Annotated in this window: 18 protein-coding genes; 11 read left to right on the top strand and 7 right to left on the bottom strand. The window is 66.1% G+C overall.

Annotated features, from left to right (window positions below; genetic code table 11):
- Window positions 1–1,293: cation transporter (locus tag QZ184_RS02945; protein WP_296418074.1), on the bottom strand; the 1,293-nt coding region annotated here is incomplete at its 3' end.
- A 100-nt stretch (window positions 1,294–1,393) separates the two neighbouring features.
- Here QZ184_RS02945 and QZ184_RS02940 point away from each other — a divergent pair.
- Window positions 1,394–1,915, top strand: coding sequence for a photosystem I assembly protein Ycf3 (locus QZ184_RS02940; protein ID WP_010313302.1), 522 nt, complete (start codon window positions 1,394–1,396; stop codon window positions 1,913–1,915).
- Window positions 1,916–1,930: 15 nt separating this feature from the next.
- Here the strand turns inward: QZ184_RS02940 and radA are convergent, their stop codons facing one another.
- Window positions 1,931–3,373: a DNA repair protein RadA gene (gene radA, locus QZ184_RS02935; protein WP_010313304.1), complete on the bottom strand. Its 1,443-nt coding sequence runs from the start codon at window positions 3,371–3,373 to the stop codon at window positions 1,931–1,933.
- Window positions 3,374–3,497: 124 nt separating this feature from the next.
- On the opposite strand from radA, the gene rpaB reads away from it, so the two are divergent.
- The 5 genes from rpaB (at window position 3,498) to QZ184_RS02910 (ending at window position 8,303) form a co-directional block, all read left to right on the top strand.
- Window positions 3,498–4,247 (top strand): response regulator transcription factor RpaB, encoded by a 750-nt coding sequence (gene rpaB / locus QZ184_RS02930; RefSeq protein WP_247476915.1) that lies wholly within the window; start codon window positions 3,498–3,500, stop codon window positions 4,245–4,247.
- A complete protein-coding gene (plsX, locus tag QZ184_RS02925; RefSeq protein WP_296416213.1) occupies window positions 4,228–5,580 on the top strand; it encodes a phosphate acyltransferase PlsX in 1,353 nt (450 codons plus the stop codon). Before rpaB ends, plsX begins: the two co-directional genes overlap by 20 nt.
- Window positions 5,581–5,609: 29 nt before the next feature.
- On the top strand, window positions 5,610–6,635 hold the full coding sequence (locus tag QZ184_RS02920) for a beta-ketoacyl-ACP synthase III (RefSeq protein ID WP_247476912.1): 1,026 nt from the start codon (window positions 5,610–5,612) through the stop codon (window positions 6,633–6,635).
- Window positions 6,636–6,663: 28 nt separating this feature from the next.
- Window positions 6,664–7,554, top strand: coding sequence for an ACP S-malonyltransferase (fabD, locus tag QZ184_RS02915; protein WP_296416212.1), 891 nt, complete (start codon window positions 6,664–6,666; stop codon window positions 7,552–7,554).
- A 62-nt stretch (window positions 7,555–7,616) separates the two neighbouring features.
- A complete protein-coding gene (locus QZ184_RS02910; protein ID WP_156797711.1) occupies window positions 7,617–8,303 on the top strand; it encodes a lysophospholipid acyltransferase family protein in 687 nt (228 codons plus the stop codon).
- On the opposite strand, the gene QZ184_RS02905 is transcribed toward QZ184_RS02910, so the two are convergent.
- The 3 genes from QZ184_RS02905 to QZ184_RS02895 are packed head-to-tail and all read right to left on the bottom strand — an operon-like array spanning window position 8,245 to window position 9,763.
- The gene (locus QZ184_RS02905) at window positions 8,245–8,886 is read right to left on the bottom strand and encodes a YdcF family protein (RefSeq protein ID WP_010313315.1); all 642 of its coding nucleotides are present in this window, start codon (window positions 8,884–8,886) and stop codon (window positions 8,245–8,247) included. The two genes, QZ184_RS02910 and QZ184_RS02905, sit on opposite strands and share 59 nt — an antisense overlap.
- Entirely contained in the window at window positions 8,883–9,515 is a 633-nt protein-coding gene (gene tsaB, locus QZ184_RS02900; protein WP_296418070.1) for a tRNA (adenosine(37)-N6)-threonylcarbamoyltransferase complex dimerization subunit type 1 TsaB, read from the bottom strand. Before tsaB ends, QZ184_RS02905 begins: the two co-directional genes overlap by 4 nt.
- A complete protein-coding gene (locus QZ184_RS02895; protein ID WP_296416209.1) occupies window positions 9,512–9,763 on the bottom strand; it encodes a Ycf34 family protein in 252 nt (83 codons plus the stop codon). The genes tsaB and QZ184_RS02895 overlap by 4 nt, the downstream gene beginning before the upstream one ends.
- Before the next feature lie 28 nt (window positions 9,764–9,791).
- Here QZ184_RS02895 and QZ184_RS02890 point away from each other — a divergent pair, with 28 nt between their 5' ends.
- From QZ184_RS02890 to QZ184_RS02880, 3 genes are all read left to right on the top strand, one after another.
- Entirely contained in the window at window positions 9,792–11,009 is a 1,218-nt protein-coding gene (locus QZ184_RS02890; RefSeq protein WP_296418068.1) for a CCA tRNA nucleotidyltransferase, read from the top strand.
- A 164-nt stretch (window positions 11,010–11,173) separates the two neighbouring features.
- Window positions 11,174–11,602: an RNA-binding protein gene (locus QZ184_RS02885; protein ID WP_296416207.1), complete on the top strand. Its 429-nt coding sequence runs from the start codon at window positions 11,174–11,176 to the stop codon at window positions 11,600–11,602.
- A gap of 5 nt (window positions 11,603–11,607) precedes the next feature.
- On the top strand, window positions 11,608–12,558 hold the full coding sequence (locus tag QZ184_RS02880) for an alpha/beta fold hydrolase (RefSeq protein ID WP_296418065.1): 951 nt from the start codon (window positions 11,608–11,610) through the stop codon (window positions 12,556–12,558).
- Here QZ184_RS02880 and QZ184_RS02875 read toward each other — a convergent pair.
- Window positions 12,546–13,478 carry a phytoene synthase gene (locus QZ184_RS02875; RefSeq protein ID WP_296416205.1) on the bottom strand — a complete coding sequence of 311 codons (933 nt, stop codon included), beginning with the start codon at window positions 13,476–13,478 and terminating at the stop codon, window positions 12,546–12,548. The two genes, QZ184_RS02880 and QZ184_RS02875, sit on opposite strands and share 13 nt — an antisense overlap.
- The gene (pds, locus tag QZ184_RS02870; protein WP_296416204.1) at window positions 13,478–14,866 is read right to left on the bottom strand and encodes a 15-cis-phytoene desaturase; all 1,389 of its coding nucleotides are present in this window, start codon (window positions 14,864–14,866) and stop codon (window positions 13,478–13,480) included. Before pds ends, QZ184_RS02875 begins: the two co-directional genes overlap by 1 nt.
- Window positions 14,867–15,015: 149 nt before the next feature.
- On the opposite strand from pds, the gene QZ184_RS02865 reads away from it, so the two are divergent.
- Entirely contained in the window at window positions 15,016–15,363 is a 348-nt protein-coding gene (locus QZ184_RS02865) for an NAD(P)H-quinone oxidoreductase subunit M (protein WP_010313331.1), read from the top strand.
- A complete protein-coding gene (locus QZ184_RS02860; RefSeq protein ID WP_247476882.1) occupies window positions 15,360–15,983 on the top strand; it encodes a DUF3172 domain-containing protein in 624 nt (207 codons plus the stop codon). Before QZ184_RS02865 ends, QZ184_RS02860 begins: the two co-directional genes overlap by 4 nt.
- Window positions 15,984–15,988: the final 5 nt, after the last annotated feature.

Below are 15,988 nucleotides of genomic sequence, written 5' to 3'. Positions count from 1 at the left end.
CGCCAGTCCCAAGGCGCAAGGGCAGGCCACCACCAGGACCGCGATGCTGAGCTGCAGACCCAAGACAAAGGGTGTTTCAGCCGCCAAGCCCAGGCTGCGGTGCCCGCCGTGCTGGTGGAGTGCCGGTGCAGCGCTCAAGACCTGCGGCCAGAGCTGGGCGCCAATCAACCACCAGAACAGGAACGTGCCCAGGGCCAACAGCATCACCACGACGCTGAAGCGCCCCGCCACCCGATCGGTGAGGGTTTGAATCGGCGCCTTGCGGGCCTGAGCGCTTTCCACCAAAGCAATGATTCGCGCCACGGCGCTCTCGCGGCCGGGGCGCAGCACCTCAAGCTCCAGGGTCGCCTGCAGATTCAAGGAACCCGCCGCGAGCTCCTGACCGACACCCGCCAGCAACGGCAGGGGTTCACCGGTCAGGCTGGAGACATCCAAGCTCGACTGGCCCTCGAGCACGCGACTGTCCACCGGGACCCGATCCCCCGGCAGCAGCCGCAGGCGATCCCCCGGGCGCAGGGCGCCGACGCGCACCGGCTCGAGCCGCACCTGAGCGCCACTGCCCAAGACCAGCAGCGCCTGATCCGGTTGCAAACGGGCCAACTCCTGCAGCGCCCGTCCGGTGCGAAAGCGTGCCCGCTCCTCGAGGAAACGCCCCATCAAAACGAAGCCCAGCAGCATCACCGGCTCGTTGAAAAAGCACTGCCAGCCAACCGCCGGCCAGAGCAAGGCCACCAGGCTCGCGAGGTAGGCACTGCCCATCCCCAAGCCCACCAGGGTGTCCATTCCCGGGGCACCGGCCCAGGCCGAACGCCAACCCTGAACCAAGATCGGGCGCCCCGGCAGCAGCAGAGCCGCGGTCGCCACCAGCGCATGCAGGCGAATGTCCGCCAGGGGGGCAAGGGGCAGCTGACCGGCTTCCGCCAGGTGCCCGGAGACCGAGAACACGAGCAGCAGAAGCGCCACCATCAGCTGGCGCCAGCGCTGCCACCAACTGAACTGTTGCTGCCGCTGCGCCAGGCTCAAGGGCCGGTCCTCGTCATCGAGGCTCCGCAACGCGGCGGAGTAGCCCATCGCCGCCAGGGCCTCAATTAAGGGCTGGGCTGGTTCCTGGACGTCGGGGTCCAGTCCCACCCAGGCCGTCCGGTTGAGCAAGTTCACGCTGGCCTGCCGCACTCCGGGTTGGGCCAGCAAGCGCTGTTCCACCGCGCGGACACAACCGCCGCACTTCATGCCCTCCACATCCAGCAAGAGCGGCGCCACCGGCTGGGCTGCTGGCTCGAGCTCTGGAGACACGAAGACACAGAGAGGAGCCCCAGGCTAGGGAGTTCTCACGGTTCTCCCCTGATCCGCAGGGCACAAGTCAGGATGGGGCGACGAAGCTCAGGTGCAAGCCGTGCCCCGCTCCCAGCGCAACGACAACTTCATCGACAAGAGCTTCACGGTGATGGCGGACCTGATCCTCAAGGTGCTGCCCACCAACCAACGGGCCAAAGAAGCGTTTGCGTACTACCGCGATGGCATGAGCGCCCAGGCGGACGGTGAATACGCCGAAGCGCTCGACAACTACGCCGAAGCGCTCAAGCTGGAGGAGGACCCCAACGACAAGGCCTTCATCCTCTACAACATGGCCCTGGTGTTTGCCAGCAATGGCGAGCACGAAAAGGCTCTCGAGCACTACGGCCAGGCCCTGGATCTCAACGGCAAGATGCCCCAGGCGCTGAACAACATGGCGGTGATTCACCACCACCTGGGCTCCATCGCCGAAGAGCAGGGCGAGAGGGATGAAGCCGATCGCCGCTTTGATCTGGCGGCGGACTTCTGGGGCAAGGCCATCCGCCTGGCGCCCAACAACTACATCGAAGCCCAGAACTGGCTCAAGACCAGCGGCCGCGGCAGCGTTGACGTCTACTTCTGAGTTGGCGTTGGGGAATTAAGCCCTGTCATCGGCGGGGTTCACCCCCAGGGCCGCCACCAGGGCTTCAGCGACGCTCCCCGCCTCGTGAAGCTGCAGGTCCAAGCCGGCCGCCAGCCGGCCCAAGCCGGAGCCCTTGGGGACCACGGCCCGGTTGAAGCCCAAGCGAGCCGCCTCCTGCAGGCGCTGCTCCAGCTGCCCCACGGGACGCAACTGGCCGCCCAGACCCAACTCACCCACCAGAACCGTGCCCGGCGGCAGGGTCAGATCGCGGTAGCTCGCCACCACAGCGGCCGCCACGCCCAGGTCAGCCGCGGGCTCCTCCACGTCCAAGCCACCGGCCACGGCCAAGTAGCAGTCGAAGCGGGAGAGGGGCAGCCCCAGGTGCTTCTCCAGGACCGCCAGGATCTGGTGGAGGCGGTTGGTGCCGATTCCTGTGGCGGTGCGGCGGGGGCTGGCGTAACTGGTGGTGCTGACCAGGGACTGCAGTTCCACCACCAGTGGCCGGGTGCCCTCGCAGGCCACGATCGTCGCCGTTCCGGCGCTGGGTTCATCGCTGCCCAAAAACAGCTCGCTGGGGTTGAGCACCTGGGCCAGGCCCTGGCCGCGCATCTCAAACACCCCCAATTCATGGGTTGCGCCAAAGCGGTTTTTCACCGCCCGCAGCAAGCGGTGGCTGGCGAAACGATCCCCCTCAAAGGTCAGGACCGCATCCACCAGGTGCTCCAGCACCTTCGGCCCCGCCAACATGCCTTCTTTGGTGACATGGCCCACCAGCAACAGCGCCGTGTTCTGACGCTTGGCGATCCGCGCTAGGGCGGCGGCACATTCCCGCACCTGGGCCACGGAGCCCGGGGCACTGCCCAGTTCGCCGTCGTGCAGTGCCTGGATGCTGTCGATCACAGCCACGGCCGGCCTCAGCGCCTCCAGCTCCTGCAGCACCAACTCCAGGTCTGTCTCCGCCAGGAGCTGCAGCCCACCAGGCCCCTCCTGCGGGGGCGGGAGCTCCCCTTGCTCCTCCGCCAGCCGGCGCCAGCGGAGCTTCACCTGCTGGGCCGACTCCTCCGCACTCACATACAGAACGGAATGGCGGGCCGCCATCGCCTGGGCGCTCTGCAGCAGCAGCGTGCTCTTGCCGATGCCGGGGTCACCGCCCAACAGCACCAGGGAACCCGGCACCAACCCACCGCCGAGAACGCGGTCAAACTCGCTGTAGCCACTGGCCAGGCGCTGCAAGGGGCGATCGCCAACGGCCGCAATGGGCTCGGAGCGGCGCGGCGCGGCGGGGATTGGAGCATCGGCCTCGCTGGCCACCACCGGCCGGCGGCGACGGTTGTCGCTGGCGGGGGCGGACTGCTCCACCAGGCTGTTCCAGCTGCCGCAACTGGAGCAGCGGCCAAAAAACTGCCGGGTCTGGGCTCCGCAGCTCTGGCAGACGTAGGTGCTGGTGGTGCGTGCCAAAGGGCTGAATCGGGCAGAGGGATGAAGACGGTGTATGACGAATGTGGGGTTTCGTCGATCACGAACCCCGCCAGACCTCTTCAGTAGGTCTAATCACTTAGTAATGGCCACCCAGACTGGCGCAATGACGGCCTCCTCCGCTCCAGCCAAGGAAACGATTCTGGTCGTGGATGACGAGGCGAGCATCCGCCGCATCCTGGAAACACGCCTCTCGATGATTGGCTACCAGGTGGTCACCGCCTGCGACGGCCAAGAGGCACTGGAGGCCTTCCGCAACACCAACCCGGACCTGGTGGTGCTGGACGTGATGATGCCCAAGCTGGACGGCTACGGCGTCTGCCAGGAACTGCGCAAGGAATCCGACGTTCCAATCGTGATGTTGACGGCCCTCGGGGACGTGGCCGACCGGATCACGGGCCTCGAGCTCGGTGCCGACGACTACGTCGTCAAACCCTTCAGCCCCAAGGAGCTCGAAGCCCGCATCCGCTGCGTGCTGCGCCGAATCGACAAGGAGGGGGCTGCCGGGATCCCCAATTCAGGCGTCATCCAAATCAACGAAATCCGGATCGACACCAACAAGCGCCAGGTGTTCCGCGGCGATGAGCGCATTCGCCTGACCGGCATGGAATTCAGCCTGCTGGAGCTGCTGGTGGGCCGCAGCGGCGAACCCTTCAGCCGCGGCGAAATCCTCAAGGAGGTCTGGGGCTATACCCCCGAGCGCCATGTGGATACCCGGGTGGTGGATGTTCATATCTCCCGGCTGCGCTCCAAACTGGAAGACGATCCGGCTAACCCCGAGCTGATCCTCACGGCTCGCGGCACCGGCTATCTGTTCCAACGCATCGTTGAAGCCGTTGCCCCAGAATCCAACTGACGCGACGGGCCAAGGCGCCTCAAACCGCCGAAACCGCCCGAAAGCCATACGGCGGCTGGTGATTTGGTATCGCCGCAATGCGGCCGTCACCAGCTTGGTGGGTTCAGCCTCCGCAGCCGGCACGGCAGCGGGCTCGATGGCGGGCTCCGTCGTCACCACGGCGGGAACGGCGGCTGGAGCGGCCGGTGCAGCCGCCAATACGGTGCTGCAGCCCCTGGTCTTTGACCCCCTCCGGCGCCTGCAGCAAGGCGTGGGTGGTGTGGATGGTGAAGCCATCAACGATGCCGATCGGCTCTGGGTCGCCGTCGATGGCATGGGCGGCGACTACGCCCCCGGTCCGATTCTCGAAGGCTGCCTGCGGGCCGTCCGCCTGCTGCCCGTACGGGTGAAGTTCGTGGCTGAAACCGCCGCTGTGGAGGCGGCCGTTGCCGAACTCGAGCTGGGCGAGGAACTGAGCGAAGCGCAACAAAAGGGCCTGCTTGAACTGGTGCCCAGTGGCCCTTCGGTGGGCATGAACGAAGAGGCCACGGTGGTGCGCAAGAAGCGTGACGCCAGCATCAACATGGCCATGGATCTGGTGAAGGCCGGAGAGGCCACGGCCGTCTACTCCGCCGGCAACTCCGGGGCGGTGATGGCCTCAGCCATCTTCCGGCTGGGACGGCTCAAGGGCATCGATCGCCCCGCCATTGGCGCCCTCTTCCCCACCAAAGATCCCGCTCAGCAGGTGCTGGTGCTCGATGTCGGCGCCAACATGGACGCCAAGCCCAGCTACCTGCACCAGTGGGCTCTCCTGGGGAACATCTACAGCCGCGATGTCCTGCAGGTCCAAGAGCCCCGCATCGGCCTGCTGAACATCGGCGAGGAGGAGTGCAAGGGCAACGACCAGGCCCTCAAGACCTATCCCCTGATGGCGGCTGAAACCCGCTTCCGCTTTGCCGGCAACTGCGAGGGCCGCGACGTCCTCTCCGGTGACTTTGATGTGGTCGTCTGCGACGGCTTCACCGGCAACGTGCTGTTGAAGTTCCTGGAGAGCGTGGGCAGTGTTCTGTTGGATGTGCTCAAGGCCGAGCTCCCCCGCGGCCGCCGCGGCAAGGTCGGCTCCGCCTTCTTGATGAGCAACCTGCGGCGGATCAAGAAACGCCTCGACCATGCTGAACACGGCGGCGCACTGCTCCTCGGGGTCAATGGGGTCTGCGTCATCGGCCACGGCAGCAGCAAAGCGCTCTCGGTGGTCAGCGCCCTGCGCATCGCCCATTCCGCTGCAAACCACGGCGTGATGGACGACCTGCACCGCCTCAGCGAAGCCGAAAACGAAACCATTGCCTGTGGTTGACTGACCCCCACCGTCTCGGGCCAGGCCATATGACCAGCGCTGCCAAAGCCGGGACCCCCTGGGGCATGGCCCTGGTGGGGTGCGGCAGTGCTGTGCCAGTGAACCGGGTTAGCAACGAACAACTCAGCACCCGAGTCGACACCAGCGACGAGTGGATCCGCACCCGCACGGGCATCGGCGCACGGCGCATCTGCAATGCCGATGAACCCCTGACCGTCATTGCGACGCGCGCAGCTGAGGCCGCCCTGGAGCATGCCGGTTGGCAACCGGAGGATCTGGACCTGATCCTGATGGCCACCTCCAGCCCCGACGATCTCTTCGGCACAGCCCCCCGAGTGCAAGGTGCCCTCGGCGCCAAAAACGCGGTGGCCTTTGACCTCACCGCCGCCTGCAGTGGCTTCCTCTTTGCCCTGATCACCGCCGGCCAATACCTGCGCAGCGGTGCCATGCGCCGGGCCCTGGTGATCGGCGCCGATCAGCTCAGCCGCTGGGTGGACTGGGACGACCGCACCACCTGCGTGCTCTTCGGTGATGCCGCCGCTGCCGTGGCCGTCGAAGCCTGCCCCGCCGACCAGGACGGCCTGCTGGGCTTCCAGATGCGCTCCGATGGCAGTCGCAATGGCTGCCTGACCCTCGCTCAGACCGACAGCCATCACCCGGTCCTCGACGGGGTCAGTGCCCAGCAGGGTGGCTTTGAGCCCCTGCGGATGAACGGCCAGGAGGTCTACAAGTTCGCCGTGCGCGAAGTCCCCGCCGTCCTGAAGGAGCTACTGGAGGACACCGGAACCGAAGCGGAGCAACTCAACTGGCTGCTGCTGCACCAGGCCAACCAGCGCATCCTCGATGCGGTGGCCGATCGCTTCAAGATTCCCCACGAGCGGGTGCTCAGCAACCTGAGCAACTACGGCAACACCTCTGCCGCCACCATTCCCCTGATGCTGGACGAGGCCGTCAAGGATGGCCGCGTTCAACCCGGTGACCTGATCGCCAGCAGTGGCTTTGGCGCTGGACTGAGCTGGGGCGGAGCCCTGTTGCGCTGGAAGGGCCCCGCGTAGGCTCCCCCGGTCACTTCAATGCGCGGCCATGGGTAACGCCTGGGTTTTCCCTGGACAGGGCTCTCAGAAGGTGGGCATGGCCGCGGGGGTCCTGGAACTCCCAGGAGCCAAGGAGCGTTTTGAGGCCGCATCCACCCTGCTGGGCCGCGACCTGCTGGCGATCTGCAACGGCGAAGCCGAGGGCGAGCTCAGCGATCTGGGCGACACCCGCAACACCCAGCCCGCCCTGTTTGTGGTGGAAAGCCTGCTGGTGGATGGCCTGAAGGCCCAGGGCCGCAGCGCCAACCTGGTGGCTGGCCACAGCCTCGGCGAACTGGTGGCCCTCTATGCGGCCGGCGTGTTCGATGCCGCAACGGGTATCCAGCTGATGAAGACCCGCAGCGAGCTGATGGCCGCCGCCGGTGGCGGCGCAATGACCGCCGTCATGGGCTTTGACCGCGGCGAACTCGAAGCCCTGGTCAATGCCACCGAAGGCGTGGTGATTGCCAACGACAACAGCAGTGCCCAGGTGGTCCTCTCGGGCAGCCCTGAGGCCGTCAACAGCGTCAGCAGCCAGCTGAAGTGCAAGCGGGCGATCCCCCTCGCGGTCAGTGGCGCCTTCCACTCCCCCTTCATGGAGCAGGCCGCCTCGGCTTTCGCCGCCACCCTGGAGGAGGTCAGCTTCGCCGATGCCTCGATCCCGGTCCTGAGCAACACCGACCCCACCCCTGAGACCAGCGGTGCGGCGCTCAAGGCACGCCTGCGCAGCCAGATGACCACAGGGGTGCGCTGGCGCGAAACGATGGAGGCCATGACCGCCGCCGGCATCAGCACCGCCGTGGAGATCGGACCGGGGAACGTCCTCAGCGGCCTGATCAAACGCAGCACCGAAGGCATCACCAACGCGCAGATCGCCACCGCCGCCGACCTGGGGCTGTGAATCGCCCCGTCAAGGCGGTCAAACGCGTCCTCCGCCGCCGCAAACCCGCCGAACCACCGGCCCTGATTCGCACCCCGCGGCCGAGCCTCACCTACCGCCTGGTGAGCTATCTGCTGGTGTTCCCGATCTACCGGCTGCTGTTCCGCGGGCGCACCGCCGGCAACGCCCATGTGCCGATGGAAGGCGCCCTGGTGGTGGTGGCCAACCACGGCTCGCACCTCGATCCGCCCCTGCTCGGACATGCCCTGGGGCGCCCCGTGGCCTTCATGGCCAAGGCGGAACTGTTCAAGATTCCACTGCTGGGACCGATCATCCGCGCCTGCGGGGCCTATCCGGTCTCCCGCGGCGCCAGCGACCGCGAAGCCATCCGCACCGCCACCGATCGCCTCGATCAGGGCTGGGCCACCGGCGTTTTTATTGATGGCACCCGCCAGGCCGACGGCCGGGTGAACAACCCCCAGCCCGGTGCGGCCCTACTGGCCGCCCGCGCCGGCGTCCCCCTGCTGCCCGTCGCGATCATCAACAGTCACCGCGCCCTGGGCACCGGCTCACGCACGGCGCGCCTGCTACCCGTCCACATCCGCATTGGCACGCCGATCCCGCCGCCGGCCAGCCGCAAGCGGGCGGATCTCGATCAAGCGACAGCCGCCTGCCAGGCCCAGATCAATGCCCTGCTGGATCAAGGCCTGATCAGCGACCCCGCACTTCCTCCAGCAGCGGACCAAAACGCTCTGCCGCCCAGTCCCTAAGGTCCCGGCCACTCACCACCCAGAGGGCCGCCCGCAGCCCATCACCCCAGACCTTGCGCCAGTCCTCGGGGACACAGCGCTCACCGCAGGGCACGGCCAACGGCGTCAGCCCGATCCCGCGGCTCCCCGCCACAACGCGTCCCACCATCAGGGCCCGGTCCATGTGGTCACTGCTGGTCACCAGGACCACATGGCGGATCTTGGAGCGCTTGAGGTCATCCACCACAGAGGTGAAGTTGCTCAGGGTGTCGGTGGCCCGGTAATCCAGCAGGACTCGCGTGTCATCGAGGCCGCGACCGCGGAATAACCAGTGGGCGTACTCCGGGTTGCTGCCGCCGCTGACCATCACCGGCAGGCCATCGCGCTTGGCGACCTCGGCCCCAACCCGCTCCCGCTCCACATCGCCGCCGAGCACCAGCACCAACTGCGGTGGGGGCAGCGCCGGGAAGACCAGTCCTCGGCTACTCCAAGCGACCGCGCACAAGGCCGCCAGCAGCAGCAGGCGCCGAGCCCTGCCGCGGCGACGGGGGCGACGGCGCCTCCTGCGGGGCCGGGATTCGGTCTGACGCTGGGCCTGGGTCATCCGCCCTCCACCGGGCTGGTGGGATAGAGCGGCAGCACCGTGCTCCAGGGCCCCGGCAATGCCGCTGCATGGGCCAGCCGCCCCAGGGTCAGCAGCTGCAGCACATCCGCCTCCGCCTCAACCTGGGCCTCGACGCCGCCCGGCCCGGCCTCATCGGGCTTAAACAGACGCGGTTCCACGCATTCGTCGATCCCCCCCAGGGCTGCGGCATCCAGGCGGTAGGCCCTCGCCACAATCCCCCGGCGCGGCAGGGTTTGCTGCAACCAGAACTGGGGCTGATCCGGCTGCAAGGCCCCGGCCGCCGCCAGGCGACGTGCGATCAGCAAAAAGCTGCTGAAGCCGTGCAGGGGAATCTGCAGCTGCTGGGCCAAGGTGCGCGCCAGGACCACGGTGAGGCGTGTTCCGGTAAAGCCTCCGGGACCGGTGGCGACCACGATCCGAGCCAACTGAGGCCAACGCTCCGCGGGCAGTAGCTCCTCCACGCAGGGGAGCAAGGCATTGGAGAGCTGACGCCCCAAGGGGAAGCTGGCGCACTGGGGAGGCGCGCCCTCCTGCTGGAGATCGCAGAGACCAACCCCCAGGGTTTCGCTTGAGCTGTGCAACGCCAGCAGCAAGGAGGGTTCGCTCATGTGGGCAGCAACTCCCCAGGACAGAGCCGCTGCCAGCGGCCCCGCTCGAGCTCAAAACTGCCGCAGGCGCGCACGTCCCACTCAACGCCCACGTCCGTGGAGCCCAGCTCCCTGACCTGAACGTGAATCTTGGGTTCGCTGGGAACGAACTGCGGCGCTGCGCAGAGATGGGCAGCGCCGTGCTGACGCTCCACTGCGTGGTAGGCCTGGCACTGGTCGACCCAGCGGCAGTCCACGCAGATGCACATCTCCAGCGTCAGCGCAGATGGGCTCATTGTGCCCGGCTCTGGCGGTTCTGCAGCGGCAGTGGCCTGGAGTGTCCTGCGCGCTGAGGACTGGCCGGTCCCCCTCTCCGCCTTTCCCGCCGATGCCGCCTTGGTGGGGGGAGCGGTCCGCGATGCCCTGCTGAACCGCCTGGGGCCAGCCCCCGACCTCGACCTGGTGGTGGCGGAAGGCGCCATCGCCCTCTGCAAGACGCTCAGCAAGCGCTTTGGCGGCAGTCCTGTGGTGCTGGACGCCGAGCGTGACATCGGACGGCTGGTGATCCGCGGCTGGAGCGTGGATCTGGCGCACCGCGAAGGCCAGAGCCTTTCTGAGGACCTGCAGCGCCGGGACTACAGCGTCAATGCCATGGCCCTGCCGCTGGCCCAACGGGACCAGCTGGTGGACCCCCATGGGGGCCTGGAGCATCTGCAGCGCCGTCAGCTGGTGGCCCTGGCGGAACGCAACCTGCTGGATGACCCCCTGCGCCTGCTGCGGGGGGTCCGCCTGGCGAGCGAGCTGGAGTTTGAGCTGGATGACACCACCGCGGGTTGGATTCAGCGGCACAGGGAGCGCCTCAGCAGCGTGGCCGGGGAGCGCGTCCTGGCGGAACTGGAGAAGCTCTGCCAAAGCCCCCAGGGGCAGCAGGGACTGCAGCGCTGCCTGGATTGGGGGCTGCTGGCCCCCTGCCCTGCCCTGGCTCCCCTGACGCCGCTCACGGCCGAGCAGGCCTCAAGCAGGGGCCTCAGCGAGCAGGAGTGCCAGGAGGCCTTGCCGTTGGCTCGCATGGCCGCGGTTCTGGATGGCCCAGGCCTGCAGCAGCTCAAGAGCAGCCGCAAGCTGCAACAGCGGGTGCAGCGCCTGCGCCATTGGCAGCAGCGGCTGGGGGCCCAAAACCCCGCGGAACATGCCCAAGCCCTCAAGGAAGCGGAGCGACTGCAACTCCACCGCGACCTCAGCAGCGATCTGCCGGCCCTGCTGCTGCACTGGCCCGCCCCAGCGGCCAAGGCCTGGCTGCGGCGCTGGCGCGACCCTGAGGACCGGCTTTTTCATCCAAGAGCGGCCATCAATGGTGATCAACTGCAGCAGGAATTAGGCCTGAAAGCCTCACCCCAACTGGGATCCCTTCTGCAGTTCTTGATGCTGGAGCGAGCCTTTGGCCGCCTTGATGGCACAGCGGAAGCCCTCGAACGTGCGCGCCAATGGCTGGAGAGGGACACCCGCCGTGATTAACTTCACAGTGAAAGGCGTTATCAACGACCTGAATTCAGCCAGTTAGGGCACAGCATTACGCCGTAGGTCGCCGATTGAACTCCGCTGTCGGGTTCGGTGCAGCCGCTTCGTGATTCACCCCCGACCAGCCAGAACCAAAACCTTTTTCTTCTCTCTCTCGTCCCATGAGCGTTCGTCTTTACGTTGGCAACCTGCCCCAGAGCTTCGATAACAAGGAGCTCGAGGCTCTGTTCTCCAGCGTTGGTGAAGGCGTCCGCTTCAAGGCTGTTCAGGACCGTGAAACCGGCGCTGGCCGCGGTTTCGGTTTCGCCAACGTCAACGACGAGAAGGTTGCTGATGCAGTGATCGAGCAGCTCAATGGCCGTGAGTTCGGCGGCAACGCCCTCCGCATCGAGCGCTCCGAGCGCCGCGACGACCGCCGTGGTGGCAACGATCGCCGTCCCGGCGGCGGCGCTGGCCCCGCCGTGGCCCGCAAGGCCGTCAACAAGGTCGTCCACCGCGACTCCGTGGAAGAGGGTGCTCCCGACCCCCGCTGGGCTGGCGAACTGGCCAAGCTCAAGGGTCTGCTGGACAACCAAAAGGCTGCGGTCTGATTGAGATGGATGAGCTGATCTGGAGCTGGAAAGGCCATCAGATCAGCTACACCCGAATCCCCCCCCAGAACGGCTCAACCGCCTGCGGTCGAGCCGTTCTTTGTGTGCATGGGTTTGGCGCCTCCAAGGGGCATTGGCGCCACAACCTCAGCGCCCTCGCCGCAGACAGCCCCGTCTATGCGATTGATCTCCTGGGGTTTGGCGGCAGCAGCAAGCCCGTCTCGCGCCTGGAGAACGAGCCCGAGACCGCCGGCAGTGTGCGCTACGGCTTCGATCTGTGGGCCCAGCAACTGGTGGATTTCTCGAGGGAGGTCATCGCTGCCGAGGGACCGGTCAGCCTGCAGCTGATCGGCAACTCCATCGGTGGTGTCGTCTGCCTCAATGCCGCCCGGATGCTCTCGGAGGGCGGTCAGCCCCCGTCCCAGGTGGTGCTGATCGACTGCGCCGAGCGAGAGCTCGACCTGAAACGTCTACCGGAACAACCCATCGGCGCTCAACTCTCCAGACCGCTGGTGATGGCGCTGGTGCGGCAGCGCTGGATCGTCAGCAACCTCTTCCGCTTCTTCGCTCGGGCCGGTGCGGTACGCGCGGTGCTGAAACAGGCCTACCCGAGCGGCGGCAACGTCGACGACGAGCTGGTCCAACTGCTGCTGAAACCCAGCCAGGAGCCAGGAGCAACGGAGAGCTTCAGGGGCTTCGTCAATCTGTTCGATGACTGGCTGGCGCCGCAGCTGCTCGAGCGACTCAACGTGCCGGTGCGGATGCTCTGGGGCGAGGCAGACCCCTGGGAGCCGTTAGAGGAAGCCCGGCGCTGGAAGCAGACGTTCGCCTGTGTGCAGGACCTCGAGGTCCTACCCGGACTCGGGCACTGCCCCCACGATGAAGCTCCCGAGCGGGTCAATCCAATCTTGTGCCGTTGGCTCAAGTTGGGCTGGGAAGACGCTCAGCGCGCCTGAGCAATCACAAACGATTTGGGCAGGTCCAGGAACTTGCCCGTGCGGGGCACATAGGCGCGGTGGTTGAAGACGTCGTAATCGAGCTCTTCGATGACATCCAAGATGCCGCGGTAGAGGCGCAACGAGGCCCAGACCGGCCAACGGGCATCCGGGGCGAGCCAACGCACACCGGCTTCTGAGCGGGCGAACCACTCACGGGCACGGTCCACCTGGAAGCGCATCAGCTCACGCCAACTGTCGTTGAGGGTTCCAGCGAGCAACTCCTCCTCGCTGTAGCCAAAGCGCTGCAGATCCTCTTGGGGCAGGTAGATCCGACCGCGGCCCCGGTCTTCACCCACATCCCGAAGAATGTTCGTCAGCTGGTTGGCGATGCCCAAGGCAACGGCCGCATCACTGGTGTCCGGGGGATCACTCCAAGGGGCGGAGGTGTAGGCCGGATCAACGCCCATCACCTCCTGCGTCATCAGACCGACGGTGCCTGCAACGCGGTAGCAATAGAGCTTGAGGTCGTCGAAGGTCGCGTAGCGCGTCGTCGTCAGATCCATCCGCATCCCCTCGATCATGTCCAGATAGGGCTGGAGGGGCTGGGGATAGCGCTCGAGGGTGTCCACCATGACGCGATCGAGGCCATCCTGGATTTCGCCCTTGAAGAACGCCCGGGTGCGCTCCTCCCAACGATCCAGGCGTTCTGCCAACTCCGCGACCGGACGGGCCATGGCCTCAGGGCTGTCCATCAGCTCGTCGGTGCGCCGGCACCAGACGTAAATCGCCCAGATGGCCCGGCGCTTGGCCGGGGGCATCAGCAGGGTTCCCAGATAAAAGGTCTTCGCCCACTCCGCCGTTTCCTGGCGGCAGGCTTCAAAAGCTTCCTCGAGGGAAGGAATGGTGGAGAGATCAGCCGTTGCTGTCACTGCCGCCATCAAGCAGCCACTGCTGCTTTGGCCTGGCTGACCGCCTGGGCACAGAGCTTGCCGCTCAGCACCGCACCTTCCATCGAAGCCAGGTAGCGCTGCATGGTGTAGTCACCGGCCAGGAAGAAGTTCGGGATCGGCGAGGTCTGATCCGGACGCAGTTTCTGGCAACCGGGAACGGTCTTGTAGACCGACAGCGGGGTCTTGACCACGATCGACTTGCGCAGCTTGGCCTGGTCGTCGCCGGTGAAGTGCATCGGGAAGAGACGCTTCAGCTCCTCCATGGTGGCCGCCACGATCTCCTCATCACTGCGGCCGATCCAATCCTTGGCCGGAGCAAACACCAGCTCGAGCATCGAGCGGTTGGGATCCTCGTACTCCTTACAGGTGTTGCTCATGTCGGCATAGACACTCAACAGAGGGCTACGGCTGAAGAGCAGGTGGTCGATGTCCGTGAGCTTGCGGTCAAACCAGAGGTGGATGTTGATCACCGGGACGCCATTGAGGCCATCCAGCTTCTGGAAGTAGGGCATCTGCTTCCAAGGCTCCGGCAGGAGCAGCTTGAAGGGATCGACCGGCAGGGCACTGACATAGGCATCGGCCTCGAGGGTGAAGCCCTCCTTGCCCTTGATGCCGCCGATGCGGAAGCCGCTGACGCTGCCATCGGCATTGAGTTCGATCTCCCGCAGGGGGGAATCGAGGTGCACCTCACCGCCCCGGGCCGTGACGTAATCGACGATCGGCTGACAGAGCCGCTGGGGAGGGTTGCCATCGAGGAAGGCCATCTTGGATCCGTCGCTTTCCTGCAGGAAGCGATTCAGAGCCGTCAGCACAACCGTGCTGGAGATCTCGTCGGGATCGATGAAGTTCAGCGCCTTCGCCATGGCGATGAAGACCTCATCGTTCACCCGCTCAGGGATGTTGTGGATCCGTAGCCACTCGGTCCAGGAGTACTGGTCGCACTCTTCGACGTACTGCTGCCCGCGCAACATCGCCGGCACCAGGCCCATGCCGAAGGAGATCTTCTCGGGCCAGGACAACATGTCGTTGTTGCCCAAGATGGCGGCCACGCCGTTGAGCGGAGCAGGGATATCCGGGAAATCGAAGCGGCTGTAGGTACCCGGGGTCTCCTTTTGGTTGAAGATCATCGAGTGGCTCTTCCACTGGAGCCGGTCCTCGATGTTCAGCTCCTTGAAGAGCTGACGCATATTCCGGTAGGCACCAAAGAAGATGTGCAGACCGGTCTCATACCAATCACCCTCATCGTCCTGCCAGGCGGCCACCTTGCCGCCCAGGACATCGCGGGCTTCCACCACCACAGGGGTGTGTCCGGCGTCGCAGAGGTACTTGGCACAGGCCAACCCGGCCAAGCCAGCACCAGCAATGGCGACGCGCATGAAAAACAGGGAATCAGCACGCAACCTTAAAGGGCCCGTGCCCAGGGCTGAGTCCCTCCAGTCCCAAGCCGGCTTGACCAGACCCGCCAGGCGCTTCTTAAAGTCTTGACGCCGGCCTTCGGGTTCGCCGGTCAGCAGATTGCCTCGCCATGGCCGACACCCTGATCAAATCCACCACTCGCCACGTGCGCCTCTTCACGGCACGGGTGGAGAACGGTCAACTGGTCCCTGACGATCAGCAGCTCACCCTGGACCTGGATCCGGACAACGAATTTCTCTGGAACACGGCGGCCCAAGAGGTCGTGCAGCAGCGCTTCCAAGAACTGGTGCAGGCCAACGCCGGCAACGATCTCAACGACTACAACCTGCGCCGGATCGGATCGGAGCTCGAGGGAACCATCCGCACCCTGCTCCAGGCCGGTCAGCTCAGCTACAACCCCGACTGCCGAGTCCTGAACTACTCGATGGGTCTTCCCCAAAGCCCCGAGCAGCCATGACCCGCTCCCGCTACGGCCGCAGCAGCTACGACGAGGGTTACGGCCGTGAGAGCTATGGGGACCCGCGCCGCGGTGGCGGCCGGCCCCGGGGACCTGGCTCAGGTGGTGGTGGCGCCCCTGGTGGTGGCGGGGGCTTTCAGTTCAACGTGGGCACGGTGGCCGTGCTCGGTGGTGTCCTGGTGGTCGGCATCGGCATCGGGACCGGCATCTCCAGCAACACCCAAGGGGACCAGGGCAACATCGCCAGCTCCCAGCAGCTGGACATGGCCGTCCCCGATCCGGAGTTCTGCCGGCAGTGGGGCGCCAGTGCCTTCGTGATGGACATCGAGCTCTACACGACCATGAACCCCAGCTCGAGCTTCGTCACCCAACCGGCACTGCGGCCCGGATGCGTGATCAGAAGGGAGAACTGGAGCGTCCTGCAGAAGGAAGGGGCAGTCACCGCTGAGCAGATGCGCCAGTGCAAACAGCGGATGAACACCTTCGCCTACATCGGTTCAGTGAAGGACCAGCCGATCGTGCGCTGCGTCTATCAGACGGACATCACGGAGAACAAATTCATCACCAAGGGCGTTGCCGATGACGCCGCCGGCATCACCCCTGAAGCCGACCAGTTCTGAGGCCT

Origin of the sequence: Vulcanococcus sp. DEBay_Sum22DG08_74 (genome assembly GCF_017852955.1) — a bacterium.
Classification (GTDB): domain Bacteria; phylum Cyanobacteriota; class Cyanobacteriia; order PCC-6307; family Cyanobiaceae; genus Vulcanococcus.
This window is presented reverse-complemented; position numbering and strand designations above follow the sequence as displayed.

Coding starts and splice junctions, on each gene's coding strand:
- rpaB (WP_247476915.1), top strand. CDS start 3,498: ATGACGGCCTCCTCCGCTCCAGCCAAGGAAACGATTCTGGTCGTGGAT.
- QZ184_RS02920 (WP_247476912.1), top strand. CDS start 5,610: ATGACCAGCGCTGCCAAAGCCGGGACCCCCTGGGGCATGGCCCTGGTG.
- fabD (WP_296416212.1), top strand. CDS start 6,664: ATGGGTAACGCCTGGGTTTTCCCTGGACAGGGCTCTCAGAAGGTGGGC.
- QZ184_RS02905 (WP_010313315.1), bottom strand. CDS start 8,886: ATGACCCAGGCCCAGCGTCAGACCGAATCCCGGCCCCGCAGGAGGCGC.
- tsaB (WP_296418070.1), bottom strand. CDS start 9,515: ATGAGCGAACCCTCCTTGCTGCTGGCGTTGCACAGCTCAAGCGAAACC.
- QZ184_RS02895 (WP_296416209.1), bottom strand. CDS start 9,763: ATGTGCATCTGCGTGGACTGCCGCTGGGTCGACCAGTGCCAGGCCTAC.
- QZ184_RS02885 (WP_296416207.1), top strand. CDS start 11,174: ATGAGCGTTCGTCTTTACGTTGGCAACCTGCCCCAGAGCTTCGATAAC.
- QZ184_RS02880 (WP_296418065.1), top strand. CDS start 11,608: ATGGATGAGCTGATCTGGAGCTGGAAAGGCCATCAGATCAGCTACACC.
- QZ184_RS02875 (WP_296416205.1), bottom strand. CDS start 13,478: ATGGCGGCAGTGACAGCAACGGCTGATCTCTCCACCATTCCTTCCCTC.
- pds (WP_296416204.1), bottom strand. CDS start 14,866: ATGCGCGTCGCCATTGCTGGTGCTGGCTTGGCCGGGTTGGCCTGTGCC.
- QZ184_RS02865 (WP_010313331.1), top strand. CDS start 15,016: ATGGCCGACACCCTGATCAAATCCACCACTCGCCACGTGCGCCTCTTC.
- QZ184_RS02860 (WP_247476882.1), top strand. CDS start 15,360: ATGACCCGCTCCCGCTACGGCCGCAGCAGCTACGACGAGGGTTACGGC.